This is a genomic window from Leptospira sanjuanensis, from assembly GCF_022267325.1.
GTDB lineage: Bacteria > Spirochaetota > Leptospiria > Leptospirales > Leptospiraceae > Leptospira > Leptospira sanjuanensis.
Genome location: NZ_JAIZBG010000001.1, coordinates 2,548,050 through 2,563,949, shown reverse-complemented (window position 1 = coordinate 2,563,949; position 15,900 = coordinate 2,548,050). Strand labels below are relative to the sequence as shown.

At 45.1% G+C, this 15,900-nt stretch carries 15 protein-coding genes and 1 pseudogene; 8 read left to right on the top strand and 8 right to left on the bottom strand.

Annotated features, from left to right (window positions below):
• Positions 1-31 precede the first annotated feature (31 nt).
• The 3 genes from LFX25_RS11575 to LFX25_RS11565 are packed head-to-tail and all read right to left on the bottom strand — an operon-like array spanning position 32 to position 3,829.
• Entirely contained in the window at positions 32-1,474 is a 1,443-nt protein-coding gene (locus LFX25_RS11575) for a PDZ domain-containing protein (RefSeq protein ID WP_238730377.1), read from the bottom strand.
• Positions 1,471-2,943 (bottom strand): S1C family serine protease, encoded by a 1,473-nt coding sequence (locus LFX25_RS11570; protein WP_238730376.1) that lies wholly within the window; start codon positions 2,941-2,943, stop codon positions 1,471-1,473. The genes LFX25_RS11575 and LFX25_RS11570 overlap by 4 nt, the downstream gene beginning before the upstream one ends.
• Entirely contained in the window at positions 2,936-3,829 is an 894-nt protein-coding gene (locus LFX25_RS11565) for an LIC11113 family protein (protein ID WP_238730375.1), read from the bottom strand. The genes LFX25_RS11570 and LFX25_RS11565 overlap by 8 nt, the downstream gene beginning before the upstream one ends.
• On the opposite strand from LFX25_RS11565, the pseudogene LFX25_RS11560 reads away from it, so the two are divergent.
• The 8 genes and pseudogenes from LFX25_RS11560 to rsmI form a co-directional block, all read left to right on the top strand.
• Positions 3,815-4,007, top strand: a pseudogene (locus LFX25_RS11560) (hypothetical protein); the annotation flags it as partial. The gene LFX25_RS11565 and the pseudogene LFX25_RS11560 overlap by 15 nt on opposite strands.
• A 55-nt stretch (positions 4,008-4,062) precedes the next feature.
• Positions 4,063-4,911: a sulfurtransferase gene (locus LFX25_RS11555; RefSeq protein ID WP_238730374.1), complete on the top strand. Its 849-nt coding sequence runs from the start codon at positions 4,063-4,065 to the stop codon at positions 4,909-4,911.
• Positions 4,912-4,998: 87 nt separating this feature from the next.
• Positions 4,999-7,158 carry an alpha-glucosidase gene (locus LFX25_RS11550; protein WP_238730373.1) on the top strand — a complete coding sequence of 720 codons (2,160 nt, stop codon included), beginning with the start codon at positions 4,999-5,001 and terminating at the stop codon, positions 7,156-7,158.
• A gap of 18 nt (positions 7,159-7,176) precedes the next feature.
• Entirely contained in the window at positions 7,177-7,632 is a 456-nt protein-coding gene (locus tag LFX25_RS11545) for a hypothetical protein (RefSeq protein ID WP_238730372.1), read from the top strand.
• 7 nt (positions 7,633-7,639) lie between these two features.
• The gene (locus LFX25_RS11540; RefSeq protein ID WP_238730371.1) at positions 7,640-8,065 is read left to right on the top strand and encodes a thiol-disulfide oxidoreductase DCC family protein; all 426 of its coding nucleotides are present in this window, start codon (positions 7,640-7,642) and stop codon (positions 8,063-8,065) included.
• Positions 8,066-8,552: 487 nt separating this feature from the next.
• Positions 8,553-9,341, top strand: a complete 789-nt coding sequence (locus LFX25_RS11535; protein WP_238730370.1) for a M23 family metallopeptidase — start codon at positions 8,553-8,555, stop codon at positions 9,339-9,341.
• Positions 9,342-10,163 carry an HAD family hydrolase gene (locus LFX25_RS11530; RefSeq protein ID WP_238730369.1) on the top strand — a complete coding sequence of 274 codons (822 nt, stop codon included), beginning with the start codon at positions 9,342-9,344 and terminating at the stop codon, positions 10,161-10,163.
• Positions 10,164-10,241: 78 nt separating this feature from the next.
• Complete coding sequence (gene rsmI, locus LFX25_RS11525; RefSeq protein WP_238730368.1) at positions 10,242-11,048, top strand: 16S rRNA (cytidine(1402)-2'-O)-methyltransferase; 807 nt, start codon at positions 10,242-10,244, stop codon at positions 11,046-11,048.
• Between the two features lie 84 nt (positions 11,049-11,132).
• Here the strand turns inward: rsmI and LFX25_RS11520 are convergent, their stop codons facing one another.
• The 5 genes from LFX25_RS11520 to LFX25_RS11500 form a co-directional block, all read right to left on the bottom strand.
• Positions 11,133-12,329, bottom strand: coding sequence for a putative Ig domain-containing protein (locus tag LFX25_RS11520; RefSeq protein ID WP_238730367.1), 1,197 nt, complete (start codon positions 12,327-12,329; stop codon positions 11,133-11,135).
• Positions 12,330-12,628: 299 nt separating this feature from the next.
• Positions 12,629-13,651 (bottom strand): hypothetical protein, encoded by a 1,023-nt coding sequence (locus tag LFX25_RS11515; RefSeq protein WP_238730366.1) that lies wholly within the window; start codon positions 13,649-13,651, stop codon positions 12,629-12,631.
• A gap of 86 nt (positions 13,652-13,737) precedes the next feature.
• Positions 13,738-14,586 carry an SDR family NAD(P)-dependent oxidoreductase gene (locus LFX25_RS11510; protein ID WP_238730365.1) on the bottom strand — a complete coding sequence of 283 codons (849 nt, stop codon included), beginning with the start codon at positions 14,584-14,586 and terminating at the stop codon, positions 13,738-13,740.
• 52 nt (positions 14,587-14,638) lie between these two features.
• On the bottom strand, positions 14,639-15,403 hold the full coding sequence (locus LFX25_RS11505) for an RluA family pseudouridine synthase (RefSeq protein ID WP_238730364.1): 765 nt from the start codon (positions 15,401-15,403) through the stop codon (positions 14,639-14,641).
• Positions 15,396-15,848, bottom strand: a complete 453-nt coding sequence (locus LFX25_RS11500; RefSeq protein ID WP_238730363.1) for a MarR family winged helix-turn-helix transcriptional regulator — start codon at positions 15,846-15,848, stop codon at positions 15,396-15,398. Before LFX25_RS11500 ends, LFX25_RS11505 begins: the two co-directional genes overlap by 8 nt.
• Between the last annotated feature and the right edge of the window lie 52 nt (positions 15,849-15,900).

Sequence of the window (15,900 nt, the reverse complement as noted above, 5' to 3'; positions counted from 1 at the left end):
ACATTTTCGGAATGGATTCGTCAAGATATTATCAGTCTAAATTATCCAGTTTATCCAGATTATAATTTGAGATTATTTTCTGATTGAGGCTTTGGAGTTGTTCCTTTTCAAACGTCGCAATTCGATTGCCTGAAAAACGGAATACGATATGAGAATCGTGATTCTCTTTTAGAATTTCCTTAAGATCGGCAAGAGAACGCACGGGCTTGTCGTTTACGGATTCCAGGATCTGATCTTGAAAATCGTGAAAGCCCTCGTTGGACGAGTCCGGAAACACTCTGCTGATAAACACGAGTCGATTCTTTTCGGGATGCATCTTCTTGTTGAAGGATTCGTACAGATACAAAAGCTTCTTATCCGAATTCTCACGATACTTATCCCCGGATTCTTTCAAATAGGCTCCGGTCAATTCGGTGAAGAAAAGTCCTCCGCTGATCAGATATCGAGGCGGTTTTACGCCGGATTTGGAAGGAATAAAGAAGGATTCCTCCGTGTACGATTTTAACGAGTACGTGATTTCTCTCCGTTTGCCCGCGCGGAATATCCCGAGCGTCACCAACGTTCCCGGAAGAGCGATTTGATGATTTCTTGTAAGAATTCTGGAAAGAATTTCCTGACGATCGGGCGGTGTGGAAAATCCCTGGCCGTTGACGCTGTAGATGGCGTCTCCTGGAAATAAGTTATGGACCGGTCCGACTCCGGGATATACTTCCGAAACGACTACCCCGTACGAAGCGTCCGGAAAGTAGAATTTCTTTTCGGGGACTGTCAAAGCGTCGTCGAAGGAAAAACCGGGATGTGCAATCGGACTGGAAGACGAGGAATGAACGAAGGCGGAAAGATATTCCGAAGGAACGTTCCAGCGTCCGTCCGAATAACCGCAGATTCCATTTTTGGAATATAAGAATTTTCTTTCACTCGATTCTTCTCTGGATTGTCTGCTCATCCGCAGGATCGCGTTCGAAAATTCGGGATGTCCCCATTCGAGTTTCGGAAAAAAACGGGAACAAGCGGGGGAATGGGCGCCGGCAAAGTGAACCCGCTTTTTCGAAGAGAACTTTCCTCTGTGGGAAAAAAGAGCCAAGCCGGTTTCCGGATCGTGTTTGAAAATATACAAACGGGTTCCCGGTCTCGTTTCCGGATTCATTTCCGAAAACAAGGGCATTTCTCCCGGCGGCAAAAGCGCCAGTAAAAAGTCGCCGTCCGCGATCACTGCCGGGATTTTTCGTTCGTAGTGCGAACCCTTTTGCCAAGGATTCTGGTGGGAAAACTTCCGAAAGTGCACGAGGATCGTTTCCGCCCGCAAAGATCCGAATTCGGTCGAAACCGAAGTCGCAAAGAGTATTATAAAAATTGCAAGTCGCAACAACGAAGCTCCGTATAAGAAAGACGCGACTCTTGAGCGCAAAACTCTCCGTTTTACCAAGGCGGATCGTAAAGCCGAAACGGTTCTTTCCAGCAAGGTCGTTCTCATTCGTCCGCCTCCGCGTCGAAGCGTTTTTTAATGCGAACATTGATCTTGTCGATCGTATCCTGATCTAAGACGATCGGAAGGTTGACCCCTCTGAATTTCAGACTGATCGTTCCTCCGTAGAATTTCTTCCAAAGGGATTTGAAATCCTCCAGATTCAAAGGAGTTCGATCGTTGATCGATTCGAGAATCTTATACCGATAACCCGCGTATTTCGAGTTCAACGGATCGGGATATACGCCGGAAAGAATGATGTCACGGTCCGTAAACCGATAGAGTTCGTCTTGGATGTAATAACTGTAATGGTAACGGAGCGAACTTTCCAAACGTTTGGAATCTCCTCCCGCCAGCGCGCGATTGACTGGCTGAAACAAAAAACCGCCCGAAAGAAAACTCGTATTCGTTCCTTGTTGTCTGTAAAGATCCAAACTAGGAACCCGCTTCAACGTTCCCTCGAGTTTGTAGTTCTTCCCGTTTCTATAAAAGAAAATTTTAATGGGATCTCCGATGAACTTGTTCTCGATCATTTCTCCTATGAACATTCCCCCGCCGCCGCTCGGGTCCATGATTCCGCCTTCGTCCGTAAGATACGATTCGTCGATCTTATACACGAAGTCTTCCGGTTTTAAAAGATCCGAAAAGGAAGAATCTGGATAAACCGTGTTCACGAGAATTCCGTTCAACCCGTCCGGAATTTTTAAATACGACTTCAAGGAGGAGGAATGTCCGTTTTGAAAACTGAAACCGGGAAACGGAAAGCCGTGATACGTTTCGTCCTCTACGTCTTTCAGGAAATGGTTGATGATTTCCGGAGGAATGAGATACGCGATATTTCCCTGCGATTGGCTGACTTGAAACGTGATCCCCGCCACTTTTCCGTTCTGGATCGCGGGTCCGCCCGAATAACCGGGAACGATGTTCGCTGTGACGCGGATGGCCTTTCTGTAGTCCAAACCAGTAAACGAATAACGGATCCGTTCCACCCGGGAAACATTACCGTTTTCTAATGTGATGTTTTCGTCCCCGCCCGGATACCCGAGAATCAGAAGATTGCTTCCGAGAGAAGGGGAGGATTCGGAAATTTCCAGAGGTTCGATTCCGTTGAAAAATTCCTCCTCTTCCACTTTGAGGATCGCGAGGTCGCAGTCGAAGCCGAGATATTGAACGCTCGCCTTATAGAATTTGCTCGAATTGAAATGTTTTACCTTGAGATAACCGGAGTTCGAAACTACGTGTGCGTTCGTTAAAATTCTGTTCCCGGAAAGGATCATTCCTGTTCCAGCGTCCCGGTTGATGGATTTGTCCGAATAACCGGAACCTTCTTCCTTTTCCGAAAAGGAATCGCTTCGGATGATGACGACGCTGTCCAAAAGCGCTTTGAGATCCGCGGAGTTTCCGTTCTGCGCGGAAAGCGAAGAGCCGAGGACAACGCTCCATAAAATTAGAATATTCTGAAATACCTTATTATTCATTGTAGAGTTCCGCATCCTGTTGCCAGAGGATTTTATCCGCTTCTATGGAATGGATTTTCAGTTTACCGAGGTATCTTCCGCCTTCCTGGATTTGATCCGTGTCCTTGTCATCCAGACGGATTTTTCCCAAAAAATCGGAACGAACACGGATGTAGGAATAGGGAGAAGAGGAAATGCAGCTCGCTTGAAAGGAATAATACACTGCCTTTTCCCAATAAAAGTCCGCGTCCTTTTTCAAGAAGATCAAAGGACAAGTGGAATCGAAAAAGATTTCCTTGCCGCTCTTTAAATCTCGTTTGGCCGGGTGTTTAGCCACGCTCAAAAAATACTGAAGACCGAAATTGTCCTTCGGTTCTTTCACGATTTGCGGTCGGATCGGATTCGATTCCTTCTTTCCGTATCGTTTCCAATTCCAAGCGGATTCTTCCGGAAAACGATCCTCGAAGGAAGGTTTGATTTCGAGGTAGGTTTTTTTTCCGATCTGCAAAACCTCTCCCAAAGAAATCCGAGTCGATGATCGTTTCCAAAATTCGGAACCGGCGCCTAAGTAGATAAAGCCCGGCCATTTCTCTTCCTTACAGGAATAGGAGAGATAGACTACCTTCTCGAATCTCCCCGATTCTTCAAAGCCGCAAGGCGCGACATCCAAAGAAGAATAGCGAGCGCGGAACGAACGAGCCAAAGATTCCGAAGGACGTTTGTGAAATTCTTTGACGAAGGACGTGAATTTTTCCGAAGGAGTCCGTTCCGGTTCGGATTCGGAGCCGACGCTTCCCAAAAATAAAACGAAACCCGCGAGAATCCAGACGAACCATTCTCCCGTCTTGCGGAGGGCCGCCGGAAAAAAACGAATCCGAGTACGGACGATTCTGAATTCTCGTATCATTGTTTAGAATATCGGCCTCGCGACCCCCCGATGTTAAATCCACAAACGCAAAGAAGATTCTCGATTCGATTTTTCGTTTCGCATTTTGCGAAGAATTCTTTCTTTCTTTTTTACGAAGTCTTATGTCCCAAATTTACGATGTTTTTTAAAAAAAAGTACATCGGAATTCTCAGGCTGAAAATAATGGTTAAATTCAAAGAATAACTCATTTCGAATCGATAGGGTAGGTTTGCTTGTCCAGCTGGAATTTTATAAAAACTGAATTGAATGATAAGGATTTTTTAATCGATTGTCGCTCCGCGTCCGGTTATCAGGAATCTACTCTGAAAGGCGCTTACAGTTTTCCGTTTATCAAAAAAGCGTTCGCATCGGATCCGGAATCGCAAAAAAAAATGACCGGACCTTTGGAAGAAATTTTAAAGCTCGTACAAAAGGACGGATCGGCTCGAGTCATCGCCTTCGACGAAGGAATGGGGATGTTCGCTTCCAGAATGGTTTATCTTTTGAGAGCGGCCGGTTATCAAAACGCGTTTCTCTACGGAAACCGTTGGCCCGTGGAAGGAACCGCGCTGGAAAAAGGTTCCCGAGAGATGGAACTCGCTCCCGGAGATAAACCGAAAAAACTTGAAGGTGTAGTGGACAAGGCTTTCCTCGAAAAGAATTTAACCCGACTTCAAATTTTCGACACGAGAACCCAGGAAGAATACGAAGGAAAACTTCCTAGATTGACCGCGCCGGAGCCCGGATCGTTATGCGGTCGTTTGCCGGGAGCGTTTCTTTGGGACTGGAGAATTCTTTACGACGGCCAGGGAAATCTCATCGAAAAAACGCAGTTTAACAAAAAACTCAGATCCTTTCCGTTTATGCCGGAACGTACGACGGTGATCTACGATTACAACGGCGCAAGATCCTCTTTGCTCGCTCTGATGTTACGCGAAGTCGGTTATCTCGACGTTCATACCTACCAAGGTTCTTGGTTCGAATGGAGAAGATCGAGTCTTCCGAAACAAGCGGTTTCGGTTTACGGACAAGCCGGAACGGGCGGCGCGGCCCCGAGAGTCGGCGGCTCCGATCGCAAATAACTAGAATCACGAAGCCCTTCGAATAAGAACTGGATTTTTAAACAGTTCCTTGGTATTCGGTATCAACGGATTCATAAGGAGAACTGAATGTTCTTAAGAAGGGCTTTTTTATGTTTACTCAGCGCCGGACTTTCCGTTTGTTCCGGTCCGTTTTCCAATTATACAAAAATCACCCTTCCTGTTGAACAAAAGTTCACGTTCGGCAAATACTTTCAAGCGGTTCAAAGGGAGAATGTCCTGGAGATCCGCTCGAACGCGGGGATCTTTCTCGAACTTTCCCTGACAAAACCGTTTTTATCTGCGGCAAAAGGCACTCAGGAAGTAAAATCCAAATTCGCGACCTATCATATCAAGGATCGGATCGGGCACCGCTGCGATTCTCAGAGTATCGAAAGTATCGTCGCTTCCACGGCCGATCTGAAAATTTCGGGCAATCTCGAAGGGGCGGGCTGCGCGAGCCGTTACGAAGTCGTTTTTACGCCGTTAGACGAAACGTCTTTGTACTTTCAAGTCGGTATAACTGATTCTACATTAAACCGAACTTATCTCCGGATCGGCTCGGAGGAGACGGAGAATATCTTCGGGCTGGGGGAACAATTCTCCCATTTCAATCTCAAAGGAAAAACCCCGTTTTTGTTAACCGAAGAACAGGGAATCGGAAGAGGGGATCAACCGATCACCGCGGGAGCGAACCTGACTGCGGGCGCGGGAGGAAACGAATATTCAACCTATACGCCGATTCCTTTCTTTCTTACCTCCAAAAACAGGTCCGTGTATTTCGAAAATTCTTCCTATTCCAGTTTTGATTTTTCCAAACCGGAAGAAATCTCCGTGGAGTTTCGCGAGAACGGGTTGAGGGGAACGATCTGGAAGGAAGCTTCTCCCGTAAAACTCGTACAGAAGTTCACCGCAAAAACGGGCAGGGCTCCCGAACTTCCGGATTGGGCCTACGGAACCTGGCTCGGAGTCCAAGGCGGAAAGGATGTCGTATTAAAACATATCGAAAGCGCAAAGACGGCGGGAAATCCGATCACCGCTCTTTGGATTCAGGATTGGGTGGGGAGAAGAAAGACCACTTTCGGTTCCCAGCTTTGGTGGAGATGGATCGCGGACGAGAAGTCGTATCCCGAGTTTCGAAAATTCTGCGCCGATCTAAACGCACAAGGAATTCATGTATTAGGATATTTGAATCCGTTTCTCGCCAACGAAGGCCCGCTCTACGAAGAAGCAGTCAAAAAAGGATATCTAGTAAAAGACAAAAGCGGCAAGAACTACGAAATTCAGACCGCGGGTTTTCCCGCCTATTTATTGGATCTCACCAATCCGCAAGCGGTCGATTGGATTCAGGGAATCATACAAAAAAATCTGATCGGTGCGGGTTTGTCGGGTTGGATGGCCGATTTCGGAGAATGGCTTCCTCTCGACGCGGAGTTGCATTCCGGAATTTCAGCCGAGGTTTACCATAACGTATATCCGGTCGAATGGGCGCGCATCAATCGCGAGGCGATTCGCAAAGCGGGCAAAGAAGGAAAGGTCGTCTTCTTTACCAGAGCGGGATACAGCCAATCCATGAAACATTCCACGTTGTTTTGGGAAGGCGATCAGATGGTAAGCTGGGGAGAACACGACGGAATCGTTTCCGCATTGACCGGGTTGTTATCCGGAGGAATCAGCGGAATCTCTCTCAACCACAGCGACATCGGCGGATATACGACGATCAACAATCCGATTCGAGATTATCATCGTTCCAAGGAATTGTTTTTGCGTTGGGCGGAACTCAATGTATTCAGTCCCGTATTTCGGACGCACGAAGGAAACCGTCCGGAAAAAAATCATCAACCCTACACGGACGAGGAAACGATCCGGGAGTTTGCGAGATACGGAAAGATGCATCTTGCTCTGAAAGAATATCTTCGTTCTCTCGTAAAGGAAGCGTCCGCCACCGGACTTCCGGTCGTGCGTCCCTTGTATCTTCATTATCCGGATGACATACGGACTCATACGATTCAAAGGGAATTTTTGTTAGGAGAGGATCTATTGGTTCTTCCCGTTTTGGACAAGGGAGAATCATCCGTGGACGGATATTTGCCCGAAGGAGAATGGGAACACGTTTGGACCGGAAAATCCTATTCCGGAAAAACAACGGTGAGCGTCGAAGCGCCGTTAGGCGAACCGGCCGTATTTTTGAAAAAGAACGGAACTTGGTACGGAAAGTTAAAGGCGTCCTTACTGCCGTTGAAACGGTAATCGAAAGCGGCCATCGAAATGACGCTCAGAAATTTTTTCGGGAACGGACTTCAAAGGTTTTATATTCTTGTTCTTATTTTGCAGGGAGCTCCGCTCTTTGCGCAGAACTTTAAAACAGGAGTTCATCTGATCAACGGGGACGATAAGGCTTATACGATCGTTTATTCCGAAACGAACCTCCCATCGTCTAAAATTTGTTTCGTGGAAAAGCCGAGTAAAACTCGGAAGAACGGATTGGCGCCGGTTGCAATCCGGGGCGATGTTCCCGGTTTTAAAATTCTTTCGAGAAAGGAAGACAAGGATTCGTTTCAAGTGGAAACCAAGGGGGTTCTAGAACCGAAAGCCGAAGTTCCTTGTTTGAGTTTGTATCTAAATTCCATTTCCATCGAAAACGGAATGTCTCTCCAAGAGGTAAAAAATCGGACGATCGTAATTGAAAACGGTAGATTGACTCGCCGAAAACGCGGAGTCTAAAGAAAGAATGAAAGAAACCGGTTTTACTCCGCAAAAATCTCCGATCGTTTTCTTTGACGGTGTTTGCAACCTATGCAATGCGGCAGTTCTTTTTTTCTTGGATCGCAATCGAAAACAAAATCTTCTTTTTGCCAGTCTTCAATCGAACGCAGCGGAAAGAATTCTTGGAAAGAAGGTAGAATTCGACGATTCTCCCGGTTCGGTTTTGTTTTTAGAAGAAGGAATTCTCCATCAAAAGTCGACGGCCGTCTTGAAAATCTGCGCGCATCTTTCATTTCCTTGGAAATTGCTTCCGTTCTTTCGGTGGACCCCCGTTTTTTTGCGCGATTGGGTTTACGATTGGATCGCAAGAAATCGTTATCGGTGGTTCGGCCGCTTGGAAGCGTGCAGAATGCCTGATCCAAAACTCAAATCCAGATTCTTAGAAGACTAAAAACAGAACGACCGACTCGCTTATGTTGCGTTGCAAAAAGAAGGAGTGAAAATTTTTCACGGATTCAATCTGAATTCTTCCGAAGTTTTTGGAAAAATGTAGGAACTCATACAATCTTCTCCTTCGAACAGGAATTGGATCGAAACCTGTGGGAACTCTTACACTCGTGCTTCCAACTTCTATCGTTCTTGCCAAACTGTGGGAACTCCCACTTCTCCTACTAAGAATCTATTCTCAATAAAAACAGTTCAAATCGTAAAAAACGAAAAAATCTCCGTAAACCAAATAATAAAATTCAAAAACAGAAGAATTCTAATCAAATTCCTTTAATATCGTCTGTTTTCCCTTTAGGAATTCCGTTGAAAAATCCTTGAATGGAATCCTGAAACGAGAAGACTGACTTCAGAAGTTGTTTTCCGTTGCCGACGTTCAATTTAGGTCTCGGGATTCCGAGGTTTTGTTGGCGACATATTTTGGAATAAACGATATGAAAAGAAAAACCGGCACCGTTCTGGCAGGATTGTTCCTTGTTGCGCTGTTCTTTAGCATCAAATCCTTTGCCAACACCAATTTAGAAGAAATCAAATTAGACAATCAATACCTTCAGACCTATCGAGGCCTGGAAGGAATTTGGATCGTTCCGAATCGGGTCAAAGAATCCGTCGGGGATCTGATCCACAACTTCGGAACCACCGAACACGAAATCAAACGGGTCAACGGAATTCCGGACAACGAAAGAATTCCCGTAAACGAGCCCGTATTCTTTCCCTATAACGAAAATTTTACCAGAAGTCTTTTGCTCGAAGACAAGGGCCGCGAAATTCTCCGCACCGATCAGAGAGAATTCATTTGGCCGATCAGTTTCAAACATTCTTTCGTGACGTCTCGTCTGGGAAGAAGATGGAACGCGATGCATTCCGGAGTCGATATCGCTTGTCCGACCGGTTCGATCGTGATCGCAGCGGCCGACGGAATCGTTCTTGAATCCAAAAAAGACGGCGGTTACGGGAACAAGGTTCTTCTTTCTCATCCGGGGATCAACGGGATCAATACGCTTTATGCACATAACTCTCTTCTTTACGTAAAAGAAGGAGATAAGGTGAAAAAGGGGCAGATCATCGCTCTTTCCGGGAACACGGGACATACGACCGGTCCGCATCTTCACTTCGAGGTCCGTTATCAGAATGTCGTATTAAATCCGGAACACTATCTTCCGGTTTTTCAATCTTCTTCCGAGGCTCGTGTGGCGATCGCCCGGGAGACCATCGAACAATAAGTGTCTTTAACGCGGGATTTTTGGAATCCGCAGATCTATGAAATTCTTTCCCGAAATCAACCCGGGAAAGCCGCATTCGATTTCGATAATACTCTTGTAAGAAACGATTTCGGCGAAGCCGTGATGGAACTCTTTCTTTCACAGGGTGTTCCCGCTTACAAAGGCGATCTTTCCGCTTTTTTTCCACGGGAGAATCTGGACAAAATTCTTTCTTCGCGTTTTCAAGATTCCGATTTGTTTCGTAAACTCGTGTTAGACGAGTACGAATCGATTCAATCCGAATCCGGACTCGAGGCATCTTATCGTTGGAGTTCCTGGATCTTTTCGGGACATTCTCCTCAACAACTAAAAAGAATTTCCAAGCGGGTTTGGAACGATCACGCGATGGATCGGAGTTCGCAGGCCGTAAAAATTTACGAACCGATGAAGGAACTCGTCGCCCATCTCATCGAGAAGGGTTGGGAGGTTTGGATCGTGACCGCTTCGCCTCAGGAGATCATTCAATCCGTTTCTCATCTGTTCGATATTCCCTCGGAACGAGTTTTAGGAATGAATCTTGCGGTTGTGAACGGAATTCATTCTTCTACGATCCTGGAGCCCTTCACGTATGGAAACGGAAAAGTGGAACGTTTGCGCGTTGCAACCGGTGCCTTTATGGATCTTGCGTTCGGGGATTCGGTGAACGATTTTCCGCTGTTGCGTTCCGCTGCGCGCGCGGGGATTTTTTTGGATCGCGGAAAGGGTGTTGTTCCTCCTTCCGAGGCAAAGATTCAGGCGATCGCCGATTGGAACGTTTTGGAAGGCGTTCTCGTCGAATCGTAACGTCTTAAATCGGCTCGGAACATCCGTTTCTTGAAAAAAGTTGGAATTTTTGGAATATTCGAAATCGATCATTGAATCATGGAAACTTCGAAAAAAGGAACCTTAATTTTAGTATCGGTTTCTCTCGGAAATCCGGGAGACCTCACGCAGCGCGGCAAAGAATTATTAGAACATTCTGATATACTCATAGGCGAAGAATCCAGAACGACTTCCACTCTTTTAAAATCCGTCAACGTCCAAAAAGAATTTCTTCTTTGCAACGAACATACAACCCCGGAACAAATCAAAGAGCTCGGCGATCAAGTGATGGACGCTAATCTCAGCGTTTTGATATCGGATGCCGGAACACCGGGAATCGAAGATCCCGGAAGGGAACTGGTTCAGGAAGTCTTGCGAAGAGGCGGAACTGTCAAGAGCTCGCCCGGTCCGATCGCCTTCGGAGCGGCTTTGAGCATTTCCGGTTTTAAGATTTCTCCGTTTACGTTTTGCGGCTTTTTATCCAGAGAATCGGCCGATCGTAAAAACGAATTGAGCCGTTATTTAAAACCGGGTCATACGATCGTATTTTACGAAACGCCTTACCGTTATAAGGCGGTGCTACACGATTTGGATTTCGTCTTAAAAAAAACGGGAGAGGATCGGCAGATCTTTCTTTGTCTGGACCTTACTTTGGAGTCCGAGTTTCAGTTTCGCGGAAAGATCGGAGATCTTTTGAAAATCGTGGATAACCTTCCGAAAGGAAATCCGGTGATCGTCGTTTCGCAGAGAAAGGGGCAGTCGAAGTCAAATGCAGGCCAGGGATCGAAGCAGGAGCATAATCAGCGATCAATGCCAAAACCCCGAAAAAAATATCGAAAGCGATCTTCGAAGTTCTCTAAAAATTAGAATACAGATTCTGAGAAGGAATGTAAAGAAATCTATTTTCCCAAATTAATTTCAATTGTTTATGAGAAAATAGATTCTTTTTTTCTAATATAAGCAAGGGGAAGATGACTTACAAAAGGATAATGAGTTGTAACATTGTGACGATGCTTTACACGTGTAAGGATAGATGCTACATCCGGCTGCGGCTCCTCCATTGTAGCAGAGGTAATTCCCGTTTTTTATTTCTATATTAATCATTGTCGATACACTTCCTGAGCTATTTGTTCCCGTTATCGTATACGTTGTTGGTATTGATGTTGCAGTTGGGGTTCCAGAAATAGTTCCGTTACTCGTGTTTAATGAAAGACCGGCTGGAAGAGCGGGGTTGATAGAAAACACGGTGGACGTTGCTGATTGAAGTGCTGGAGAATTAACCGGATAAGAGATAGATCCGAAGGTCGTATATTCCGTTGTAGATAGTGTTGAATATCCGAAAATTAGGCTTTTTATTCCGATATTTAAGTTTGCTTGGGCATTGCCGCCTGCATTTTTACCTGTGACCGCATAAGACGTAATAGAAGAGAGGGTAGTCGGCGTTCCCGATATATTACCGGTGACCGGGCTGATTGACAAACCAGCCGGTAGAGACGGGGCGGTCCATTCGTTGATCTGTGTTTCAATCTGTGAACTTCCTTGGTAGTATGGAGCCAGCGTTGAGATCGGGACGTTGACTGCAAAATTACAAGGAGAGGAAAAAGAACAAGGATAGGATAACGAAGGGGCATTGACTACTGTAGACATAGAAAATGTTCCTGAAACTTTATACGACGGATCTCCTGAGTAGGTAGCTGTAACCGTATAGATTTTAGGTGAAGTGACTGCGGTCGGAATACCAAGGATTTGGAATCCGTTTCCATTCTTATAGATACTACTTGTTGTCAACCCTGAAGGTAGATTAGGAGAAATAGAAAATTGAAATTGACCTGTTGTCGAGATTGTTTTCGCCGTTCCAGTTGCCATCGCTCGAATATCTATCGTCTCCTCATAAATTCCATAGGCGCTATTGATTGACGGATTACCCGATTTGAGCAGGCTAAAGGTAATGGGACTTGGTGTTGATTGTCCCTGCGCTCCTAAAAGCAAAAGTAAATCATTCATTTCCTGATTGGAACCGCCACCGTGTTTACAACTCGGATTTAAGGTAAGGAGGACGATGAAAAGAAAGTAGGTGATTTTGAGTCTGGTTTTTCTCGTAAAATCGGTTGAAAAATTTTGTTTTTTGCGCATATCTCTGAAATTCATGGAAACTGGATTCCTTTTTTGTATTCCAAATAACCGAATTGAAAATATCATGTAACAAAAAGGTTATTTTATTCATAATATTATTTTGTGATTTTTATTCAATAAAAAAATCACAAAATAATAGCTGAGAATTCGAAAACAAAATGAATTGAGGCACTGGATTCCGGTTTTTCGAGCATTTGAATTTGCAGAAATAAATAAAGTTTCAATTCTCAGCGGTTACCCAAAGGCGTCTTTCGTAAACAATAGACAGGCGCGCAAAAGGCAAAAGTTCACTGGAGTGTCCCAATGAATGAACATTATAAATCCGGCATATCGATCGCTTTCAAAAACGAAGATCGGTCGTTGAAGACTGCTTCGGTGATCGTAAACGGAGAAATACTCGGAATCTTTTGACAAACGTCGGAAGGTTTGGAGGAAAACGCGGTTTTATTTTGGGTTTGTATCGGCGGTAAAAAACCGATTTGTTTCGGGCCTGTCTTGCCGCCGTAAAAGTTCACGACCAGAATTTTTACTTTTTTATCTTTCAAAACGTTGATTCTAAACGTTCCATTCGCTTCGACGTTTGCATAACTCATTCCGTAATAATCAAGTCCGATCGCCTGAACCGAAAAGTTACGATTGTTCTTAACATCGACCTTTCCTTCCAGACAAGTGAACTCGGGTTTCGGTTTATCGAAATTCCACCAACCGGTCGATTGAATCTTGGAATAAAACTGGAAGGGAAATCCTTCCATCGTTTCAACCGCTTGGCGGGTTGTCGCTTTGGTCTCGCTTGAAACTAAATCCCAGGTTCCGTTTGAAAAACGATATACGTTGGAGCCGGACGGATCGGTCAAGGCTTGGAGTTCCACAGACAACTGCTTTCTGGGTTCGGTTCGTTTTCCTTCCTCATTGTAGAAGGCGAGATAAAACATTCCCGTAGATTCCAAAAGAAGATTCGCCCCGATTTGTGTGGGAACTCCCGCGAAAAGAAAATCGGCGTGATTGTTCAGAACGGTGATCCTTGCTTCGATGCGTTTCGAATCGGAAAAGGAATTCGCAGGAATTTTAAGTCTTAGATTTCCCGTATCTAAAACCGTTTCCTGATACGGAAGAAACGACTCGATGAACGGTTTTAAAATCGAAAAACCGAACGTGCTTGCGTTTACGTTTTGTGAAGATCCGGCAATTTCCCAACGGTCTTCTTGTTTTGCGATGATCCGATCCCTTTCCTCCCGACTTAAAGAGGGATTGCTCGGATCTTCCTGAGCCGAAACCGGGACGACGGCAAAATATGCAAAGACGAACAAACAAGGAACGTAATGTGAAAGTAGCTTCATAAGGAGGATATCGATTTTTTAATTTAGAACTTTAGGTGCCGATCTTTTTAATGGTCTCTTCGATTTAATTTTTTTAGCAACCGAATTTAAAACTTCTTCAAATATTCAGGCATTTCCGGAAGGGACCTTTCGGTCCATATCCAAGCGCCCACAAGAGAAACGATCGGAGCCGATTCTCCTTCCAAAATTCGGATTAACGCATTTTTTAAATCGTCTTGTGACGTTAGTCGAAACGGAATGTTCGGAAATTTCGAACCGAAAGAAGCTTCTTCCTGCTTGGCAACATATTCCAAAAAGAAATCGGGAAAACTTTTTCCCGATTCTTTTTGAAGTTTCAAAAGCTTCAGCAAATCCGGATCCTGCGATTTTTTTCCCATTCTTTGAAGAATGATCGTGATACCGCGAACGCTCTGACTGAAAAAAGAACCCGCACGGATGATTTTGCGTCGAGCCGGATCTTGCAGCGCCCATTCCTCCATTTTCTTTTTTACGAACGCGAGCGATCCGTAAAACGGTTGTAGGTGCGGTCTATAATAATACGCGGAATATCCGACACTGAGAGTCGGTTTGAGTTTTGCTTCGACCGCAAGCATCGGGTCCATACAGAATTTCAAAGCGTCCTTGACGTCGTTTTCGGGGGTTTCGGAAACCGGATAACCTAAATTGCCTCTTGCCGGTGTATAAATAAAAAGATCGATCGTATGAATTCCGCTCTTTGAAAGTCCTTCGTACAAACGAGGAAGAGAATGATCTTCCGCGTCCAAATCGATTTCCGTGATCGTTAAATCGGCTTCGGTCAAGGGAGAATTCTTACTCGTCGTCGCAATCACATTCCATTCTTCGTTTTGCTTGTTTGCGAATTCGCGAATGGCCGCGACCGCGCTTTGCCCCGCAACACCGCTGGTTCCGATGATAAGTGCGTTCTTTTTTGACATGGAGTTCTCCCGTTGGAGAGAAACCGTCTCTTAAGTGCCGATCCTTGTCTTTCTATTTTAGGAGGAATTTCGAAAAAATCGAATCATCCAATTCGACATCGTCCAAGAAGTTTTGAAAGTCGCGAGGAGGAGGACAAAAAATTCTTTCCTTAGTTCCTTCCGCGGTTTCGAACGAAACTGCCATCGCGTGTAAGAGAGAACGTTTAGCGATCGGCCTTTGCCGTTTCTGTTTTGTGATGGGAGTTCGGCTCCGATTGTTCGAAGTCTTTTCCACGCGAGAGGCATCGGTTTCCGATTTTCCATAAACATGATCGCCGAGGATCGGGAATCCTTTTTCACTCAGATGAAATCGGATCTGGTGCCTTCGTCCGGTATGAAGTTTCGCGAGTAGAACGGTATAATTTTCATTTCTTTCCCTTTTTAAAACGAAGAATTCGGTGATCGCTTTGTCTCCTCCGGAAAAAACTTTTCTGACTTTTTTATTTCCGTCTTTCAGATAACAGGTTTCTGTGAAACGTTCCTCTTCCACGATTCCAACCGCGACACAGAGATAAATTTTTTCCGAAGTCTTTAATATGCGATCTGCTTCCGGATTTTTCTCAGGATCTTTGCAGAAGAAAACGAGACCGCTTGTGTCCAGATCCAATCGGTTTACGGTTCTCAAATATTCGAACGAGAGTTGTTTTTGGAGACGGTCCGCAAAATTCTCCCGTTTGGAATCTTTGGTCGCATGAACCGGTATGCCCGGCGGTTTTTCGGCAAAAAGAAAAGATTCGGTTTCGTAGAATATTCTAATATTCGAATGTTTTTCAGGCATTCTGCTGTCTTAGATCCAAAAGGGAACTTCTGAAGTTTTTTTCGTCTTTGAGAATGGAAAAGAAGAGCTTGTCCGTGGATTCAACGATATGAACGGCCTTTTCGACCAGCTCTTTTCCTTCCGGCGTGAGTAACAAACAATTCGCTCTGGAATCCTCCGGATCGGGTTTTCTCGTAAGGAGTTTTTTGGATTCGAGACTGCGCAAGACCTTGGAGGTCATCATGACGTCCGTTTTCGCGTGTTCGGCGAGGCGGACTTGCGTCGCTTTTTGGACGGTTTCCTCGAACCAAGCCAAACTCGCCAACAGAACGAATTGAACGTGCGTCAGATCGAGAACCAAAAGATTCTCCCGAATCCGTTTTTGCCAAAGGTTCGTAATCTGCCAAAAAAGAAATCCCGTGCTTTCTTCGGCCTGTAATTCTGAGAATATCGATTTTGGTTTCATGGCCTTTTCTCGGGGTTAGGGTTTCATTCTATTTTTTTATTCTCGATTGTAA

Coding starts and splice junctions, on each gene's coding strand:
- rsmI (WP_238730368.1), top strand. CDS start 10,242: ATGGAAACTTCGAAAAAAGGAACCTTAATTTTAGTATCGGTTTCTCTC.
- LFX25_RS11550 (WP_238730373.1), top strand. CDS start 4,999: ATGTTCTTAAGAAGGGCTTTTTTATGTTTACTCAGCGCCGGACTTTCC.
- LFX25_RS11510 (WP_238730365.1), bottom strand. CDS start 14,586: ATGTCAAAAAAGAACGCACTTATCATCGGAACCAGCGGTGTTGCGGGG.
- LFX25_RS11520 (WP_238730367.1), bottom strand. CDS start 12,329: ATGAATTTCAGAGATATGCGCAAAAAACAAAATTTTTCAACCGATTTT.
- LFX25_RS11505 (WP_238730364.1), bottom strand. CDS start 15,403: ATGCCTGAAAAACATTCGAATATTAGAATATTCTACGAAACCGAATCT.
- LFX25_RS11565 (WP_238730375.1), bottom strand. CDS start 3,829: ATGATACGAGAATTCAGAATCGTCCGTACTCGGATTCGTTTTTTTCCG.
- LFX25_RS11535 (WP_238730370.1), top strand. CDS start 8,553: ATGAAAAGAAAAACCGGCACCGTTCTGGCAGGATTGTTCCTTGTTGCG.
- LFX25_RS11500 (WP_238730363.1), bottom strand. CDS start 15,848: ATGAAACCAAAATCGATATTCTCAGAATTACAGGCCGAAGAAAGCACG.
- LFX25_RS11515 (WP_238730366.1), bottom strand. CDS start 13,651: ATGAAGCTACTTTCACATTACGTTCCTTGTTTGTTCGTCTTTGCATAT.
- LFX25_RS11540 (WP_238730371.1), top strand. CDS start 7,640: ATGAAAGAAACCGGTTTTACTCCGCAAAAATCTCCGATCGTTTTCTTT.
- LFX25_RS11545 (WP_238730372.1), top strand. CDS start 7,177: ATGACGCTCAGAAATTTTTTCGGGAACGGACTTCAAAGGTTTTATATT.
- LFX25_RS11575 (WP_238730377.1), bottom strand. CDS start 1,474: ATGAGAACGACCTTGCTGGAAAGAACCGTTTCGGCTTTACGATCCGCC.
- LFX25_RS11570 (WP_238730376.1), bottom strand. CDS start 2,943: ATGAATAATAAGGTATTTCAGAATATTCTAATTTTATGGAGCGTTGTC.